The 17,061-nt window shown below is 70.7% G+C and carries 16 protein-coding genes; 5 read left to right on the top strand and 11 right to left on the bottom strand.

Annotation, left to right across the window (positions count from 1 at the left end):
- Window positions 1-237: 237 nt before the first annotated feature.
- The 4 genes from AB0300_RS15500 to AB0300_RS15485 form a co-directional block, all read right to left on the bottom strand.
- On the bottom strand, window positions 238-1,953 hold the full coding sequence (locus AB0300_RS15500; protein ID WP_366216353.1) for an ABC transporter ATP-binding protein: 1,716 nt from the start codon (window positions 1,951-1,953) through the stop codon (window positions 238-240).
- A complete protein-coding gene (locus tag AB0300_RS15495; RefSeq protein WP_025104413.1) occupies window positions 1,950-2,915 on the bottom strand; it encodes an ABC transporter permease in 966 nt (321 codons plus the stop codon). Before AB0300_RS15495 ends, AB0300_RS15500 begins: the two co-directional genes overlap by 4 nt.
- A 34-nt stretch (window positions 2,916-2,949) precedes the next feature.
- On the bottom strand, window positions 2,950-3,954 hold the full coding sequence (locus AB0300_RS15490) for an ABC transporter permease (RefSeq protein ID WP_366216352.1): 1,005 nt from the start codon (window positions 3,952-3,954) through the stop codon (window positions 2,950-2,952).
- A gap of 82 nt (window positions 3,955-4,036) precedes the next feature.
- Window positions 4,037-5,710: an ABC transporter substrate-binding protein gene (locus AB0300_RS15485; RefSeq protein ID WP_366216351.1), complete on the bottom strand. Its 1,674-nt coding sequence runs from the start codon at window positions 5,708-5,710 to the stop codon at window positions 4,037-4,039.
- A gap of 167 nt (window positions 5,711-5,877) precedes the next feature.
- On the opposite strand from AB0300_RS15485, the gene AB0300_RS15480 reads away from it, so the two are divergent.
- Window positions 5,878-6,798, top strand: coding sequence for a sugar kinase (locus AB0300_RS15480; RefSeq protein ID WP_366216350.1), 921 nt, complete (start codon window positions 5,878-5,880; stop codon window positions 6,796-6,798).
- 12 nt (window positions 6,799-6,810) lie between these two features.
- On the opposite strand, the gene AB0300_RS15475 is transcribed toward AB0300_RS15480, so the two are convergent.
- From AB0300_RS15475 to AB0300_RS15455, 5 genes are read right to left on the bottom strand one after another with little or no spacing between them, the layout of a single operon-like run.
- The gene (locus AB0300_RS15475; RefSeq protein ID WP_366216349.1) at window positions 6,811-7,686 is read right to left on the bottom strand and encodes a MurR/RpiR family transcriptional regulator; all 876 of its coding nucleotides are present in this window, start codon (window positions 7,684-7,686) and stop codon (window positions 6,811-6,813) included.
- 14 nt (window positions 7,687-7,700) lie between these two features.
- Window positions 7,701-9,209 (bottom strand): glycoside hydrolase family 3 N-terminal domain-containing protein, encoded by a 1,509-nt coding sequence (locus AB0300_RS15470; protein ID WP_366216348.1) that lies wholly within the window; start codon window positions 9,207-9,209, stop codon window positions 7,701-7,703.
- A complete protein-coding gene (locus tag AB0300_RS15465) occupies window positions 9,206-10,039 on the bottom strand; it encodes a carbohydrate ABC transporter permease (RefSeq protein WP_025104419.1) in 834 nt (277 codons plus the stop codon). The genes AB0300_RS15470 and AB0300_RS15465 overlap by 4 nt, the downstream gene beginning before the upstream one ends.
- A complete protein-coding gene (locus tag AB0300_RS15460; RefSeq protein ID WP_366216347.1) occupies window positions 10,036-11,010 on the bottom strand; it encodes a sugar ABC transporter permease in 975 nt (324 codons plus the stop codon). Before AB0300_RS15460 ends, AB0300_RS15465 begins: the two co-directional genes overlap by 4 nt.
- A 15-nt stretch (window positions 11,011-11,025) precedes the next feature.
- Window positions 11,026-12,315 (bottom strand): sugar ABC transporter substrate-binding protein, encoded by a 1,290-nt coding sequence (locus AB0300_RS15455; protein WP_025104421.1) that lies wholly within the window; start codon window positions 12,313-12,315, stop codon window positions 11,026-11,028.
- Between the two features lie 147 nt (window positions 12,316-12,462).
- On the opposite strand from AB0300_RS15455, the gene AB0300_RS15450 reads away from it, so the two are divergent.
- The 4 genes from AB0300_RS15450 (at window position 12,463) to AB0300_RS15435 (ending at window position 15,761) form a co-directional block, all read left to right on the top strand.
- On the top strand, window positions 12,463-13,728 hold the full coding sequence (locus AB0300_RS15450) for an LCP family protein (RefSeq protein WP_366216346.1): 1,266 nt from the start codon (window positions 12,463-12,465) through the stop codon (window positions 13,726-13,728).
- A gap of 30 nt (window positions 13,729-13,758) precedes the next feature.
- Window positions 13,759-14,619: a fused MFS/spermidine synthase gene (locus AB0300_RS15445; protein WP_366216345.1), complete on the top strand. Its 861-nt coding sequence runs from the start codon at window positions 13,759-13,761 to the stop codon at window positions 14,617-14,619.
- Between the two features lie 81 nt (window positions 14,620-14,700).
- Window positions 14,701-15,228, top strand: a complete 528-nt coding sequence (locus AB0300_RS15440; RefSeq protein WP_025104424.1) for a hypothetical protein — start codon at window positions 14,701-14,703, stop codon at window positions 15,226-15,228.
- A 44-nt stretch (window positions 15,229-15,272) separates the two neighbouring features.
- Window positions 15,273-15,761, top strand: coding sequence for a SprT-like domain-containing protein (locus AB0300_RS15435; RefSeq protein WP_025104425.1), 489 nt, complete (start codon window positions 15,273-15,275; stop codon window positions 15,759-15,761).
- 25 nt (window positions 15,762-15,786) lie between these two features.
- Here AB0300_RS15435 and AB0300_RS15430 read toward each other — a convergent pair whose 3' ends face one another.
- Together AB0300_RS15430 and AB0300_RS15425 are read right to left on the bottom strand one after the other, a co-directional pair.
- Window positions 15,787-16,362, bottom strand: coding sequence for a DUF3054 domain-containing protein (locus tag AB0300_RS15430; RefSeq protein WP_366216344.1), 576 nt, complete (start codon window positions 16,360-16,362; stop codon window positions 15,787-15,789).
- A gap of 26 nt (window positions 16,363-16,388) precedes the next feature.
- Window positions 16,389-17,048, bottom strand: coding sequence for a 2-phosphosulfolactate phosphatase (locus AB0300_RS15425; RefSeq protein WP_366216343.1), 660 nt, complete (start codon window positions 17,046-17,048; stop codon window positions 16,389-16,391).
- Window positions 17,049-17,061 lie beyond the last annotated feature (13 nt).

Here is a 17,061-nt window from a genome sequence, read left to right as displayed (position 1 = left end):
CTTTGTCGTCAGGTGGAGTGCGCTCAGAAGCTCACGAGATGCCGACCACCATATGAGGGCAGGGAGAAGCGAGCGCAACTACCAACTATAGACGCGATCTCGCGACATGGCAAGCGCAATCCTTGACCAATCTTCGATGCTGCGGTAATGGGACCGCCGAGACCCCGCCTGCGCGCCGAAACCCCGCCCTCGCCGCGGAGGCAGGGCGGGGTTTGGACGCGAAACCGGGGTCTCGGGTCAGGACGCGATGTTGAGCTCGTTGCCGGGGATCGAGGCGAGGAGGCGGCGCGTGTAGGGGTCGCGAGGATTCGTGAAGATCTCCTCCGACGACGCGGCCTCCACGAGCTTCCCGTCCTTCATCACGCACACGTAGTCGCTGATGAGCCGCACCACCGCGAGGTCGTGCGAGATGAACAGGTAGCTCAGGCCGTACTCGCGCTGGAGGTCGCCCAGCAGCCGCAGGATCTGGTCCTGCACGAGCACGTCCAGCGCCGACACGGGCTCGTCGCACACGATGAGATCCGGCGACAGTGCCAGCGCTCGCGCGATCGCCACACGCTGACGCTGCCCGCCGGAGAGCTCGGACGGGTAGCGCCGCAGCATCGACTGCGGCAGCGCGACGTCGTCCAGGAGCTGCCGCACGCGCTTGCGCCGGTCGGCCCCGCTCCCCCGCTTGTAGAACTCCAGGGGCTCCGCGATCAGGCGCTCGATCGTGAACATGGGGTTCAGGCTGGAGTACGGATCCTGGAAGATCGGCTGCACCCGCTGCCGGAAGTCCTTCGTCTCCGCACGACTGAGCGTCGAGATGTCCTTGCCCTCGTAGCGGATGAGGCCGCTCGTGGGCTCGATCACCTTGAGCAGCATGCGCGCAGTCGTCGTCTTGCCCGATCCGGACTCCCCCACGATCGCGACGGTCTCCCCGCGCGGGATCGCGAGCGAGACGTCGTCGACGGCCACGAAGTCCTCGTGCTTGCCGCGCACGGGGTACACCTTCGTGAGGTTCTCGATCTCGACGATGTTGCCCTTCGACGAGCTCAGGGACCCAGACTCACTGTGGGTCGCTGAGCCTGTCGAAGCGTCCCGGACGAAGGCCTCAGGACGAAGCCGGGCCACCGCCACCGACGGCGCCGCCTTCACGAGCGACTGGGTGTACGGGTGCTGCGGGTCCTCGAGGATCCGCCGCGCCGGCCCTTGCTCGACGACCTTGCCGCGGTGCATCACGATCACGCGCTCGGCCCGCTCCGCGGCGAGCCCGAGGTCGTGCGTGATGAGGAGCACGGCGGTGCCCAGCTCCCTCGTCATCTCGCCGATCTGGTCGAGGATGGTCTGCTGCACCGTCACGTCCAGGGCACTGGTGGGCTCGTCCGCGATGAGCAGTCGCGGCTTGCACGCCAGCCCGATGGCGATGAGCGCCCGCTGGCGCATGCCGCCGGAGAACTCGTGCGGGTACTGCTTGGCCCGACGCTCCGGATCGGGAAGACCGGCCGCGGTCAGCGCCTCGACGACCTTGGACTGCACGTTCTGCCGGGTGGCGAGGCCGTGGGCGAGCAGCGTCTCGGCGACCTGGGTGCCGATCTTCGCAACCGGATTGAGGTTCGACATGGGGTCCTGCGGCACGAGCCCGATGTCCCGTCCGCGGATCGATCGCAGCTCGTTCTCGGAGGCACGGGAGATGTCGCGTCCGTCGAGCTTGATGCTGCCGGCGGCCACCTTCCCTCCGCCTGCGAGCAGCCCGATGATCGCCATCGCGGTGGTCGACTTGCCGGAACCGGACTCGCCGACGATCGCCACGGTCTCCCCGGGGCGGATCTCGAGGTCGACGCCCTCGACGGCGTGCACGACGCCGTCCATGGTGGCGAAGTCCACCGCCAGGCCCTCGACCGACAGCAGGGGCTGGTCCGCCATGCCGTTCTCCTTCGCGGCGCGCACGGCGCCCTCGTCGCGGATGTTCATCGTGCCCTCGTCCTCGGGTCCATGGCCTCGCGCAGGGCCTCACCGAGCAGGGTGAAGCCGAGTGCGGTGACGGCGATGCAGATGCCGGGGAGGAACGCCAGCCACGGGGCGATCGCCAGCTCCGCCTGCGCGTACGTGAGCATGCGACCCCACTCGGCCGTCGCGGGGCCGCCGCCGCCGAGACCGAGGAACGACAGCGCCGCCGCATCGATCACGGCGGTCGCGAGGGTCAGGGTGCCCTGCACGATCACAGGCCCGATCGCGTTCGGGAGGACGTGCGACATCGTGATCCGGCCGCGGCCGAGGCCGAGCGTCTGCGCCGAGAGCACGTAGTCGCTGGAGCGCTGCTGGAGCATGGACGCCCGCAGCAGGCGCGCGAAGATCGGCACCTGGGAGGCCCCGATGGCGATCATCACGGCGTACGGCGTCTGTCCGAGGATCGCGGCGATCGACACCGCCAGCAGGAGGTTCGGCACCGAGAGGATGATGTCGACGACGCGCATGATGACGGTGTCGACCCAGCCTCCGAACGTGCCGGCGAGGAGTCCGAGGATCATGCCGCCGACGAGACCCATCGCAGTGGAGACGACGCCGATCAGCAGCGACGCCTGAGCGCCCCAGATGAGCTTGGACAGCACGTCGCCGCCGAACCGGTCCAGACCGAGGGGGAACTGCGGCAGCTCCCCCGGGCCGGGGATGTGCGTCGGCGTGATCTCCTTCGCCCCGGGGAGCGCGGTCTCGGGGTACGGAGCGAGGACCGGCGCGAGCACCGCGACGAGGAGGAAGAGGAGCACGATGACGGCGCCGATCCACGCCGTCGGATTGCGGCGGAGCCGGCGGAACACGTCGCGCCAGAACCCGCCGCCGCTCTCCTTGAGGTCGGCCTGGGCGATGGCGACGGTGTCGATGCTGCCGCCGCTCTCGGCGGACGGCCCCTGTGCGGGTGGGAGGGCGATGCTCATGCGAGCGCCTCCTTTCGGATGAGGGAGGAGGACATCACTGCACCCTCACTCTCGGATCGATGAGGCTGTACGACACGTCCACGGCCAGGTTGATGAGGGCGTAGGCGATCGCGATGAAGATGATGAACCCCTGCAGCACCGGGAAGTCGCGCGTGAAGATGGCGCGCGCGAGGAACGATCCGATGCCGGGGAAGGCGAACACGGTCTCGGTGAGCACCGCCCCCGAGATGAGGAGTCCGGTCTGCAGGCCGATCGTCGTGATGACGGGGAGCATGGCGTTGCGGAGGATGAACCGGCTGCGCAGCGTGCCGGAGCCCACGCCCTTCGCCCGCCCCGTCCGCACGTAGTCGGCGTTCTGCACCTCCAGCACGCTCGCCCTGGTGATGCGGACGATGATCGCGAGCGGGATGGTGCCGAGCGCGAGCGCCGGGAGGATCAGATGGAGGATCGCATCCCACGCGGCGTCGAACTCCCCCGTGATGATGCCGTCCCAGACGTAGAAGCCGGTGGGATGGGTGGCATCGATCCGGGGGTCCTGCCGGCCGTCCGAGGGGAGCCACCCCAGCTGCACGGCGAAGACGTACTTGAGGATGAAGGCCAGGAAGAAGACCGGGATCGTGATCCCGATGAGGCTCAGCACGACCGACGCGTGGTCGGTGAACTTGCCGTGGCGGCGGGCCGCCCAGTACCCGAGCGGGATGCCGACGCCCACCGCGAAGATGAGCGCCGCGACGCTCAGCTCGATCGTCGCGGGGAAGCGGCGGAGGAACTCCTCCGTGACCGCCCGGTTGGTCTGGATGGACGTGCCGAAGTCGCCCTGCAGCAGGCGCGTGACCCAGATGAAGTACTGCTCGATGAGGGGCTTGTTGAAGCCGTAGAGCTCGTTGACCCTGGCGATGGCCTCGGGGGTGGCCTTCTCGCCGAGGAGGGCGACCGCGGGGCCGCCGGGGAGGGCCCTGACCCAGGCGAACAGCAGGATGCTGAGCCCGAACAGGGTGGGGATGAGGAACAGCAGTCGCCTGCCGATGGTGCGCAGCACAGAGTTCTCCGTCGATCAGAAGGTACGCCGTGCCCCGGTCCCGCGAGGCGGAACCGGGGCTCGGCATATCAAATGGTCAGGCCTACTTCGTGAGGACGATGTCCGTGAAGACCTCGTCGTTCACCGGGCTGGCGGGGTAGCTCTCGACGCGCGGGTCGAAGGCGAGCGTCGGCGCCGGGTGGGCGAGCGGGACGCCCGGGATGAACTCCGCGACCATCTCGTTGATGTCCTCGTAGAGCGCCGTCTGGTCGTCGAGGTTGGAGACCCCGCGCGCCTCGGTCAGCGCCTGGAAGAGCTCCGGGTTGTCGAAGCCCCACTCCGAGCTCTGCTGGCCGAAGAACACACCGACGAAGTTGTCCGTGTCGTTGTAGTCGCCGGTCCAGCCCAGCAGGTGGATGCCGTGGTCGGAAGTGCCGGTGGTGCGGTCGAGGTACTCGACCCACTCCTCGGAGACCGGAGTGGTCTCCACGCCGACCTCCGAGAGCTGCGAGGACAGGACGGTGTAGATCTGCTCGGGGTCCGGCATGTACGGACGCGAGACGTTGACCGGGTAGTTGAAGTCCAGCGACAGCGGGTTCGCCTCGTCGTAGCCGGCCTCCGCGAGCAGCTCCTTGGCCTTCTCCGGGTCGTAGTCGTAGGTCGTGACCTCGTCGTTGTAGCCGTTGACCACCGGCGGGACGAACTGCGTCGCCTTCTCGGTGCCCTCCGGGAGGACCTGGCTGATCAGGGCGTCCTTGTCGATCGCGTAGGACAGCGCCTCGCGCACCTTCGGGTCCTGCAGCTCCGGGATCGCCTGGTTGAAGGCGAGGTAGAGGATCGTGAACGGGGGACGCGACACCATGGTGAAGTCGTCCTCCTCCAGCGCCTTCGTGTCGGCGGGGCCCACGAGGTCGTAGCCGTCGATGGAGCCCGACTCGAGCGCCTGGCGACGCGCCGTCGGGTCGTCGATGGTGCGGAAGATGATCTCGTCGATCTGTCCGGCCTCGCCCCAGTAGTCGTCGTAGGCCTTGAGCGTGACCTGCTCGCCCGGCGCCCACTCCTCGAACTGGTAGGGGCCCGTGCCGACCGGGTGGCCCATGGCGTACTCGGACAGCTGCGGGGCCTCGGCGGTGCCGCCGACCTCGTCCGCGCCGAACTCCTGCATCGCCGAGGGGCTCTGCATGCCGAAGGCCGGGAGCGACAGCGAGGCGATGAAGCCGGCGAACGGCTTGTTCAGCTCGATCGTGACGGAGTTCTCGCCGTCGGGCGTGCAGGACTTGTAGACCGCGTCCTCCGGGTTGGAGGCGTAGCCCTTGAAGAGCTTGTTGTAGTAGTACCCGAAGGCCTCGGAGGCGGCGAGACCGGTCCAGTTGTACCAGCGGTCGAAGTTGGCGCAGACGGCCTCGGCGTTGAACGGCGTGCCGTCCTGGAAGGTCACGCCCTCCTTCAGCGCGAACGTGTGGGACATGCCGTCCTCGGACGACTCCCACGACTCCGCCAGCAGCGGCGCCGGGTCGGCCGTGCCGGGCTCCGTGCCCACCAGACCCTCGAAGATCTGGCGGGAGACGCGGAAGGTCTCGCCGTCCTGCGCGAACGCCGGGTCGAGGCTCGCGGGATCCGACGAGGCGGCGAAGACGAAGGTGCCGTCGACGTCACCCGATCCTTCCGACCCGTTGTCCCCGCGCTCGCTGGCGACGCATCCGGCGAGTGCGAGAGCGGTGATGGTCGCTCCGGTGACGGCGGCGAGTCCTCGCCGAGGCATGGCTGACTGGTGCATGTGTGTATGACCTTCCCTGTCGGGCGCTTCCTTGCGCGTCTCCGGGCATCGTCGCCGCGGAGACGGTGATTCCTCGAAGGTACCCAGCGGTCCGGCCGATGCCAAGAGTCCGAGGTTGCGATCCGGTATCGACGCGGCACCGCCGTCGATCCGGTAATGTCCAGAACGTGCCGGACACCACTCCCCGCGTCGTGTGCCTGGGCGAGGGCCTGGTCGCCCTCGTCGCCGCCACCGCCGGACCGCTCGAGACCTGCCGCACGTTCCACCGCTCCCTCGCCGGGGCCGAATGGAACACCGCGATCGCGCTGTCCTCCGCCGGCATCCGCACCGCGGTCGTGTCCCGCGTCGGTGACGACGGCTTCGGACGCTTCCTCACCGCCGAGCTCCGCGCGCACGGCGTCGACGATCAGGCTGTGGAGATCGACCCGATCGCACCGACGGGCCTCTACGTCAAGGAGCTCTCCCCGCGGGCGGACGGCGCCGTGGAGGGGACGATGCACTACTACCGCGCCGGGTCGGCCGCGGCGGCGCTGTCGCCGGCCTCGCTGGAGTCGCCCGTGGCGGTGGACCTGCTCGCCGCAGCGGCCCTCGTGCACACCTCCGGCATCACGCCCGCGCTCTCGCCCTCCGCACGCGCCGCCCAGGAGGCCCTGGTCGCGGCGCCGGGACCGGGCCGTCTCGTCAGCTTCGATCTGAACTGGCGCCCCGCGCTGTGGCGGGGCCGCGAGGACGAGGGACGCGCCGTCCTCACCGATCTCGCCCACCGCGCCGACGTCCTGTTCTGCACCCGCCCCGACGCCGAGGCCGTGTTCGGCACGAGCGCACCGGACGAGCTGCGGGCGCTGTTCCCCGAGCCGCGCTACCTGGTCGTGACCGACCCCGCCGGCGCCGTGGCGTTCGACGGCGCGGACCGGGTGGGCAGCGAGGCTCTCGATGCACCGGTCGTGGAGACGATCGGCGCGGGCGACGCGTTCGCCGCCGGCTTCCTCGCCGGCGTCCTCACCGGCCTGACGCTGCACGGGAGCCTGGCCCGCGCCCACCGCATCGCGACGCGCGCGATCGCCAGCACACGCGACCACGTCGACTGAGCAGGCGGCGGCTCAGTCCGCGGGGTGCCAGCGCCGTGGCGGGACCGCGTCGTGCGTGCGCTGCAGGGACACCGCGACGTGCTCGCCCCGGTGCTGCACGATGCGCACGAACAGCACGTCGATGAGCGCGAGCTGCGCGATCCGGCTCGACATGGCGGCCATCCGGAACGGCGACTCCTGGGCCTGGCTGAGGAGCACGACGTCGGCGAGGGCCGCGAGCGGGGAGTCGGCCGCGCCCGTCACGGCCACCGCAAGGGCGCCCGCAGCCCGGGCGACCTCCAGGGCACGGACCGTCTCGGCCGTCTCGCCGCCGTGCGAGAAGGCGATCGCCACATCGGCGGAGGACCGCAGCGCGGCCGCGGTGACCGCGAGATGCGGATCGGCCGAGTGGGTCACGGAGCAGCCGATCCGGGAGAGCTTGAGCTGCAGGTCCTGGGCCGTCAGCGATGACGCCGCCTGCCCGAACAGGTCGATGTGCCGCGCCACGACCACCGCCCGCGCGACCCGGTCGAGGGCGTCCGCATCGAGAGCCCGGGCGGTCTTCTCGATCGCGTCGATCTCCTGGGCCGCGAGCTTCGCGGCGATCGCGGCCGGGCCGTCGTCGCGGTCGATCGCCGTGGAGTCGAGTCCGAACCGGGCCTGCTGCGCCTGGGCCAGGGTGACCGCCCGCGCGACGGCGACCCTCAGCTCCCGGTAGCCGCTGTAGCCGAGCGACTGCGCGAAGCGGGCGACGGTCGACAGCGAGGTCTGGCAGAGCTGCGCGAGATCGTTGATCGCGAGGTCCACCACGAGGGTGGGGTCGCCGAGGATCCTCTCGGCGACGCGTCCCTCCGCCGCGCTGAGCTTGGGGAGGGAGCGCCGCACCACGGCCAGAACGTCGTCGTCCATGCGCTGATCCCGTCTCAACCGGCGGCGGTCGTCCTCTGTCGCGGCCGGAAGCGGCCGAGCAGCGCGTCCCGCGCGGTCTGGGCGCCGAGCCGGCTGGCCGCGCCGACCTCGACGGTGGGCAGCGGCAGCGGCTCCTGCACGGGCAGGCCGACGTTCACCACGACCGCATCCGGGTCCCGGAGCGCGGTCCGCTCGATCAGCGCCCGCTGCGCCGGCTCCGCATCCGGTCGATCCACGAGGACGACCGTCGTGCCGGTCGCCGCGGCGACCTCGTCGATCACGGCGTCCTGCTCGACCACGGGCCGTGCGGCCACGTCGAGCCGCACGCGGATGCCGTCTCCCGCGAGCGCCTCCGCGACGTACGAGGCGGCGCTGTCGACCGCGAGCGTCGAGCGACGGCGGGCATCGATCACCGCCAGGGCCTCCGCGGCCTCGGGGGCATCGCCGGCGAGCGACACGGACCGGCGGACGATCTCGGCGGCGTCGAACGCGGCAGCTTCCTCGTCCGAGGTCGCGCTCGTGCGCAGCCGGGTCGCGAGAGCCGACACCCGCGCGGCGGCCTCCTCGACGCGCTCCCGGGAGAGCGAGCCGTCCCGCAGCGCGGCGACGATCCCGTCGCGGGCGGCGAGGAAGTCGCGCCGGTCCTGGTCGGGAAGAGCGGCCTCGCCGGGGTTGGTCGGGTTGCCGATGCACAGCAGGTCGGCGCCGGCGGCCAGAGCGAGGGCGGCGCCCCCGCCGAGTCCGACGGTCTCGCGGATCGCGGCCATGTCCAGCGCGTCGGTGATGATGACGCCCTGGAAGCCCCACTCCCGCAGCATGCCGAGCACGCGCGGGTTGAGGGTGGACGGCTGCGCGCCCCACGCGGGGACGACGATGTGCGCGGTCATGATCGCGTCCACCCCCGCCTCCACGGCGGCGCGGAACGGCTCGAGGTGTACGCGCTCGTACTCGGCCACGTCGAGCGCGATCTCGGGCAGTGCGTGGTGGGAGTCGAGGTGGGTGTCGCCGTGACCGGGGAAGTGCTTGACGCACGCGGCCGCCCCGCCGTCCTGGATGCCGTCGACCGTGGCGACGACGTGACGCGTCACCAGCGCCTCCTCGGACCCGAACGAGCGCACGCCGATGACGGGGTTGCGCGGGTCGGTGTTGACGTCGGCGACCGGACCGAGCACGACGTTCGCCCCGACGGCGCGCACGCGGCGGGCGAGTTCCGCCCCGGTCCGCTCCGATGCGACGACGTCGTCGAGGGCGCCGAGCTGCGCGGCCCCGGGGAGGGTGGAGCCGCTCCCGGACTCCAGGCGCGTGACGCTGCCGCCCTCCTCGTCGACGCCGATCAGGGCGTCCGGGTTCGCGTTCAGGATCTGCGCGCTCAGCGCGGGCAGTCCCTCGCCGACGTTCTGGCCGAAGTACACGACACCGGCCAGGCCGTCGCGCAGCTCCTCCACGAGCCAGGCGGGGGCCGTGGTGCCGAGGAATCCGGGCCAGAGCACGCCGTTCGCGAGGCGCTCGAGCTCGTCGGTCATCCCTTCACCGCCCCCGCGACCATGCCGGCGGAGAGCCGGCGCTGCACGATGACGAAGAAGATCATGACGGGCACGGTGATGATCGTCGAGGCGGCCATGATGCTGCCCCAGTCGTTGGAGTACAGGCCGAAGAACGACTTGAGGCCGATCGAGACCGTGTACTGGTCGGTCTGCGCGCCGAGGATCGTCATGGCGAAGATGAACTCGTTCCACGCCGTGATGAAGCTGAAGATGCTCGTCGCGACGAGACCGGGCATCACGAGCGGCAGGAGGATCGAGCGGAACATCCGCCACCAGCTCGCGCCGTCGATGTAGGCGGCCTCTTCGAGCTCGACCGGGACGGCCGCGACGAAGCCGCGCAGCATCCAGATGCCGAACGCGAGCGACAGCGCCACGTAGACGACCATCAGGCCGATGATGCTGTTGAGCAGACCGAGGCTCTTCACCTGGAGGAACAGCGGGATGACGAGTGCCTCGAGCGGCACCATCTGCACCACGAGGATCATCATCAGCACCGTGGTGCGGAACTTGAAGCGGAAGCGCGCGACGGCGACCGCCGCGAGCAGGCAGACGATGGCGCTGACGAGCACCGTGACGAGGGCCACGATCGCCGAGTTGCGCAGGTACGTGCCGAAGCCGCCCTCCGTGAGCACGAAGGCGAAGTTGTCCCACGTGAACTCCTGCGGGAGGAGCGACTGCCCGCCGCTGGACGCCTTGGCGTCGAAGGCGCTGGAGACCATCCAGTAGACGGGGAACAGCGTGAAGACGAGGACGGCGGCGACGCCGATGCCGAGTCCGATCCGCGACCGGAGCCTGGGGCGGGGGTTCACAGCTCGTCCTCCTTCATGAGGGAGCGGATGTAGACGATCGTGATGCCGATCAGGACGAGGGTCAACAGCACCGCGAGCGCGGCACCGAATCCGTAGCGGTTCTGACCGAACGACTCCACGTACGACCACACGCCGAGGTTGAGCACCTGACGGTTGCCGCCGCTGCCGCCGGGCATGAGGTACACCTGCGCGAAGACCTTGAAGTCCCAGATCGTCGACAGGATGATGACGACGGAGAAGACGGGCTTGAGCGTCGGGAAGATGATCTTCCAGAAGCGGCGCCACGCGCCGGCCCCGTCGAGCGCCGCCGCCTCGAGCATCTCCTTCGAGACGCCCAGGAGCCCGGCGAGCACGGTGATGGCCACGAACGGGAAGCCGTGGTGGACGACGTTCAGCAGCACGATCGCGTAGAACGACCACTGGTTGGTGAACCAGTTGACCTGGCCGTTGATGAGGCCGAGGTCCTGCAGGACGCTGTTGAAGATGCCGCGGTCGGCATCGAAGATGAAGGTCCAGACGTACGTGCCGGTCACGGCGGGCATCGCCCACGCGACCATGATGCAGCTGGAGACGATGGTGCGCCACACGGTACCCAGGCGCGCCAGCAGCAGCGCCACGAGGGTTCCGAGTGCGACGGTGGTGAACACCGCGACGGCGGCGAAGCCGACCGTGTTGGGGAGCACCACCGTCCACAGGGTCGGATTGGTGAGCGCCTCGGCGTAGTTGGCCAGCCCGATCCAGTTGCTCTCACCGGTGTTGATCTCGCGCAGACCGTAGTCCTGCAGCGAGTAGAGGAACACCTGCACGAGCGGCCAGAGCATGAGCCCCGCGAGGATGATCAGCCCGGGGGCGAGGAGGAGCCAGGGGCGGGCCGTGACAATCGAGAGACCGCGACGCTTCCGGCCGCCGGCCACGGAGGCGGAGGAGGGCTCCGCCTTCGTGGCCGGCAGTGGCGCTTGCACCATCGACATGGAAGGAATGGTTCCTTACTGGTTGAGCAGTTCGGTCATCTCGGCGGCGGCGTCCTTCGTCGCGGTCGCGACGTCCTTCTGCCCGCTGAGGATGGCCTGGATCATGGCGTTGGTGGTCTTCTTCGCCTGCACGGCGCCGAAGTTCGGCGTGACCGGGACGGACGCGCCGCCGTCGACCATCTGCTCGGCGAACGGAGCGACGAGCGGGTCGGTCGAGGCGAGGGCCTCCTCCATCGCGGACTGGACGCCCGGGAAGTAGCCGGTCTCGTCGGACCACTGCTCGGCGAACTCACCGGTGGTCATGAGCTTGACGAACTCCCACGCGAGGTCGGCGTTCTTCGTGGTGTTGAACACCGACAGGTGCGAGCCGCCGAGCACGGACGGAGCGATGCCGCCGTCCTGGCCGGGGATCACGGCCGCGCCGATCTTGCCCTCGAGCTCGGGGTTGGCCTCGATGAGCGCGTTCGGCGTCCACGAGCCGGAGAGCATCATCGCGACGTTGCCCTGCGTGAAGGCGTCCCGGAGGTCGGTCTCCTTCCACGTGGTCGCACCGGCCGACGAGAAGCCGTGCTCGGTGGCCAGGCCCGTGTAGAACTCGATGCCGGCCTGCGACTCGGCGCTGTCGAGCTCGCTGGTCCAGGTGTCGCCGTCCTTCGTGGCGATCTCGCCGCCGGCGCCCCAGACCCAGGGGTAGACCTGGAACTCGGCGTCACCCGCGACGGGGAAGGGCAGCATGTCGGGCTTGGCGGCCTTGATGGCCTCACCGGCGGCGACGATGTCGTCCCAGGTCTTCGGAGCCTCGAGACCGAGCTCCTCGAAGACGTCGGTGCGGTAGACGATGGAGCGGACACCGGCGTACCACGGCATGCCGTAGAGCTCGTCCTCGTAGGTGCCCGCGACCGCGAGGCCCTCGACGAGGTCGTCACGCAGGCCGTCCTCGGCGTCGACGTACTCGTCGAGCGGGAGGAGCGCGCCGGCGTCGGCGAACTCCGCGGTCCAGGTGGTGCCGGTCTCGGCGATGTCCGGGGTGGTGCCGCCGGCGATCGAGGTGACGAAGCGGTCGTGGGCGTCGGCCCACTGGATCTCCTCGATGGTGACCTTCGCGCCGGTCTCCTCCTCGAAGGCGTCCGACACCTTGTCGTAGAAGGCGGTCGCGTCGGGGTTGGTCCCCTTCATGATCCAGACCGTCAGCTCCTGGCCCTCGCCATTGGTCGAGCCGTTGTCGCCGCTGCCGCCGGCGCAGCCGGCCAGAGCGATCGTGGCAGCGGCGCCGAGCGCCACCGCCGGAAGAATGCGCTTGTGCATGGGGGGATCTCCTCTTTGAAAGTCCAGGTGTGCATCGGGTGCGTACCGGGGATAGGAAAAAGTATTCACGACTAACTAATTCCCTGCAAGTTCCTCCCAGAATCGTCATGCCCCCGTAACATCAGGCCTCCGGGGTAGGCTCCCCGCATGCCCCGCCGTGGATCAGACGCCGACCGCTCTCCGCTCCCCCGGCACGCACCGCCGTCGACGCGCGGCCGGACCTCCCGGGTCCTGCGGGGCCTCGGGATCGGGCTCGCCGTCGTCCTCGTCTCCACCGCGGCGGTCGCGGGATTCCTCGTGTGGGACGTGTTCAACCGGGTGGGCGACGGCGCCGTCACCCTGGAGGGCGCCCCGCAGGTCGACCCGCCCACGGTCGGCGCCTACCCGGACGACAAGGCGTTCAGCATCCTCATCGTGGGGACGGACGAGTGCGGCCCGAAGGCGACCGCGCTCTTCGACGAACGCTGCGCCGAAGCCGACGGCCGGAGCCGCAACGACGTCAACCTCCTCGTGCACGTCTCCGCCGCACCCCGGAACGTGACCGTCGTCTCCCTCCCCCGCGACCTCGGCGTCCCCGTACCCGAGTGCACCCGCGAGGACGGCTCCGTCGCGTCCGCGATGGAGAAGGCGTCGATGAATGCGCTGTTCGAGCACGCCGGCCTCTCCTGCATCGCGAAGACCGTGAGCGAACTGGGCGATATCCCCATCGAGTTCGCCGCCAAGATCAGCTTCGACGGCGTCATGGCCGTCACCGACGCGATCGGCGGCGTCGAGGTCTGCATCGCCGGCGACGGCATCCGCGATCGCCACACCGGCATCGATTGGCCGGCGGGCCTGCGGACGGTCTCGGGCGTGGAGGCCCTCCAGTTCATCCGCACCCGGCACGGCGTGGGGGACGAGAGCGACCTCGCGCGCATCTCCAACCAGCAGCAGTACATGTCGCGGCTGGCCAAGAAGGTGCTCAGCGAGGACACTCTGACCGACATCCCCAAGGTGCTGCGACTGACGAACGCCATCGCCGACAGCATCGATCCCAGCGACGAGCTCGCCGACCCGCTGCGCCTGGCCCAGCTCGCACTCGCCCTCAAGGATGTGAACTTCAGCGACTTCGTGTTCGTGCAGTACCCGAACATCGCCGATCCGTTCGACGACGACAAGGTCGTGCCGGACGAGGAGGCTGCGGCCGCGCTGTGGGACGCGGTGCGGGCCGGACAGCCGCTCCAGCTCACCGGCGACGTGACGACGCACCGCGGCGTGGAGCTGGTCACCCCCGCGCCCACGGCGCCCGAGACGCCGGAGTCGGAATCCACTCCCGAGGCGAGCGCCACGCCGGACGCGCGCGCGACGCTCCCGCCGGAGGTGTCGGGGCAGACCCTCGAGCAGGAGACCTGCGCGGTGGGCAACCAGCGCTGACCACCGCGGCCGCGGCGTAGGCTCGACGGCATGGGACGGACGCGATCACGGGACGCCGAGCACCCGCAGACCCGCCTCGACCATGGCGGCCTCGCCCGGATCGTCCCGTCGGAGTTCACGAGCGGCTTCGAGCTCGTCGTGGACGACACCCCGCAGTCGCACGTCGACCTCGACGACCCCACGCACCTGCACTTCGAGTACATCGTGCGGATGGGCGCGGTGATCGACCAGCTCCGCCCCGGGTCGCTCACCGCGGTGCACCTCGGCGCCGGGGCCCTCACCATCCCCCGCTACATCGACGCGACCCGCCCCGGGTCGCGCCAGCAGGTCATCGAACTGGAGGCCCCGCTGGTGCAGCTCGTCCGCGAGCACCTCCCCCTGCCGAAGGGGGCGGCCATCCGGTTGCGCATCGGCGATGCGAGGGAGGGGGTCCGGAAGCTTCCGGCGGCCCTGCACGGCGCGTGCGACCTCGTCGTCTCGGATGTGTACTCGGGCGCGCAGACACCCGCCCACCTCACGAGCGTCGAGTTCTACCGGGAGCTCGCCGCGCTGCTCGCCCCCGGCGGCGTCCTGCTCGTCAACGTCGCCGACGGTCCCGGTCTCGCGTTCGCCCGTCGACAGGCCGCGACCATCGCCGAGGTGCTCCCGGAGATCGGGATCCTCGCCGACACCCAGGTGCTCAAGGGCCGCCGCTTCGGCAACCTCGTGGTCGCGGCATCCGCCGCCCCTCTCCCGACGGAGTGGCTGCCCCGGATGCTCGCCGCGGGTCCGCATCCCGCGAAGATCGCCCAGGGGGACGAGGCCCGCGCCTTCCTCCAGGGCGCCCGGATCGTCACGGACGCCGACGCCGTCGCGTCCCCGCGACCCGATGCCTCGCTGTTCCTGCGCTGATCGGGCGCGCCGCCCCGAGGAGCGCGGAAGCGGCAGGCAGACTGGACGGGGACAGGTGCGGGGACGCGCGGAAGGAGAGCAATGAGTTTGATCCGGGGATACGACCGGGAGAGCCTCCGCGAACAGGTCGATCTCGACGAGTGCGCGGCACGCCTGGCCGAGATCGAGGAGCAGCGCAGCCTTCCCGCCCTGCTGGAGCGGGTCTGGCTGCTGAAGGTGCTGGGACGCCTCGACGACGCCCTCGCGCTCGCCGACGAAGCCGTGCGGCAGGCCCGGATGGCCGGCACCCGCAAGGACGTGCTCCGCGCCCGGGTGCTGCACGCGACGATCCTGCAGTACCGGGGCGCATACGCCGCCGCCGAGCAGGAGCTGGCCACGTGCGCCGCGGAGGCGGAGGGGCAGCGCTGGCTGTCGATCGCCGCTTTCGCCTATCAGCACCACGGCAAGAACGCCTACGACGCCGAGGACTACGAGACCGCGCGGGAGAGCTTCAAGCAGTCGCTGTTCCTGCGGCGCGAGTCCGGCGCGGAGGACCGGGAGCTGGAGACCGTGCTCCTCGCCATCGAGGCCGTGGAGCGCCGTCGTCCGGCGCAGCTCGTCGCCGGCTGACGTCGTTGCGCCCGAGTGTCCGCGGCATGCCTTAGCCTGAGCGCATGGCGGAACTTGACCGCGTGCGCGTCTGGGGCGAGGCACTGATCCGGTTGCATCTCGACGACAGCTGGTCGTTCGACTTCGACCATGCCAAGCGTCGCGCCGGCCAATGCGACTACACGCGCAAGCGCATCACCGTGTCGCGGTATCTCGCCGCCCGCTTCGAGGACGACGAGATCCACCAGGTGCTCCTGCACGAGGTGGCCCACGCCCTCGCCGGACACCAGGCCGCCCATGGCCCCGCCTGGAAGCGCGTGGCGCGCGACCTGGGCTATGTCGGCGGCACGACGCACCGCGGGGAGACCGCCGTCGAGCTCGCTCCGTGGGTCGGCCGCTGCCCGGCCGGTCACGTCACGTATCGACACCGCCGCCCGAGCCGGGCCACGTCCTGCGCCCGCTGCTCCCGCACGTTCGATGCCCAGCACCTCTTCGCCTGGACGCGTCGCGAGATCACGACCGACGCCCGCCTCGCCGCGCAGGCCCCGCGCTGAGGGCCGAGGGAGCGGGGTCGCCTGCTCAGACGGCTGAACCGCCGGAGCGCGGCTGCTCTTCGGACGCGGAGGCGTCCTCCTCGGCCGGCGCGGCGTCCTCCTCAGCAGGCGCGGCGTCTTCCGCAGCAGGCGCGGCGTCCTCCTCCGCGTCCGAGGGTGCCTGACCCGCGGCCGCGTCTCGATGTGCCGCGGGTTCGGTCGACGGGGTCAGCCCGGACTCGGTCTCGGCTGCGGTCTCGCGGTGACGGCGGCGTCGACGAACGAGCGCGGTGAGACCCCGCCAGCCGAGCAGGAACACGCCGAGCACGAGCGTCGCCACGATGACGAAGGGCACCTCCGCGGTGTCTCCGCTGAGCAGACGCAGCAGCATGCCGACGACGACCGTCACCACCCACACCACCGCGCCCCACGGCAGCGACCACGGCCGCCGCGGCCGTGCGGGGAGCAGCAGCGCAGCGGCGTGCCCCACCAGCAGGGCCACGAGGAACGGCCACGCCGTGAGGAGGAACCCTGCCGGGTCCTCCTGGTGGGAGGCGCGACCGATGGCGGCGAAGACGAGGACGAGGACGGCGTCGACGAGGAGAGCGGGGAGGAACCTCATTCCTCGACCCTACGCGGATCGCGTGCTCACTCGAAGCGCGTGAACCGCCCGCCGCGCAGAACGGGGACGGCGTCCACCGCGTCCAGGACGGCGGCGTCCGCGGTGCTGGTCGGCACCAGTCCGGCGGCCCGGATGCGATCGGTCGCGGAGACCCCGGCCTGCAGCTCGCGTCCGGAGCCCGTCGCCCCGATCAGGTGCTTCAGCGCACGCCGCAACGCGCGGAAGCCCTCTGCGGCCACGGCGGCGTCCGGTGCCGTGTGGTCGATGCCGAGATCGGTGAGCGCCGCCGCGATCGCTCCGGCCCCGAGCTGGTCCTCCACGGCGACGCGCAGCTCCCCCGCGGCATCGAGCTCGCCGGCCGGGACGAGCGCGACCGAGGTGCGGCCCTGGCGGCGTTCCTGCTCCACCTGCACGGCCCTGGCCACGGCACCGGCGTTGCGGATCGAGCCCAGCAGGACCGTGGCCCCGGCCGGGGCGGCGGCTGCCACCGCCGCCCCGTTCCGCGACCAGTCGAGCGCTCCGGCCAGCTCGATCTCCGCTCCCGCGGCCACCGCATCGGCGACCGTCGAGGAGAACCGGAGGACGTCGATCACCACGACGACGTCGGCCGGGGCGAGACGGGCGAGCCCGGACACCCCCCAGTCGAGTCGGACCTGGTACGGGGACTGATCGAACGGCGACGGCATTCGTCCAGCCTAG

This window comes from Microbacterium sp. NPDC078814, assembly GCF_040702645.1.
Classification (GTDB): Bacteria; Actinomycetota; Actinomycetes; order Actinomycetales; family Microbacteriaceae; genus Microbacterium.
Note: the sequence above shows the minus strand (reverse complement) of the source record. Positions and strands in the feature narration are given on the sequence as shown.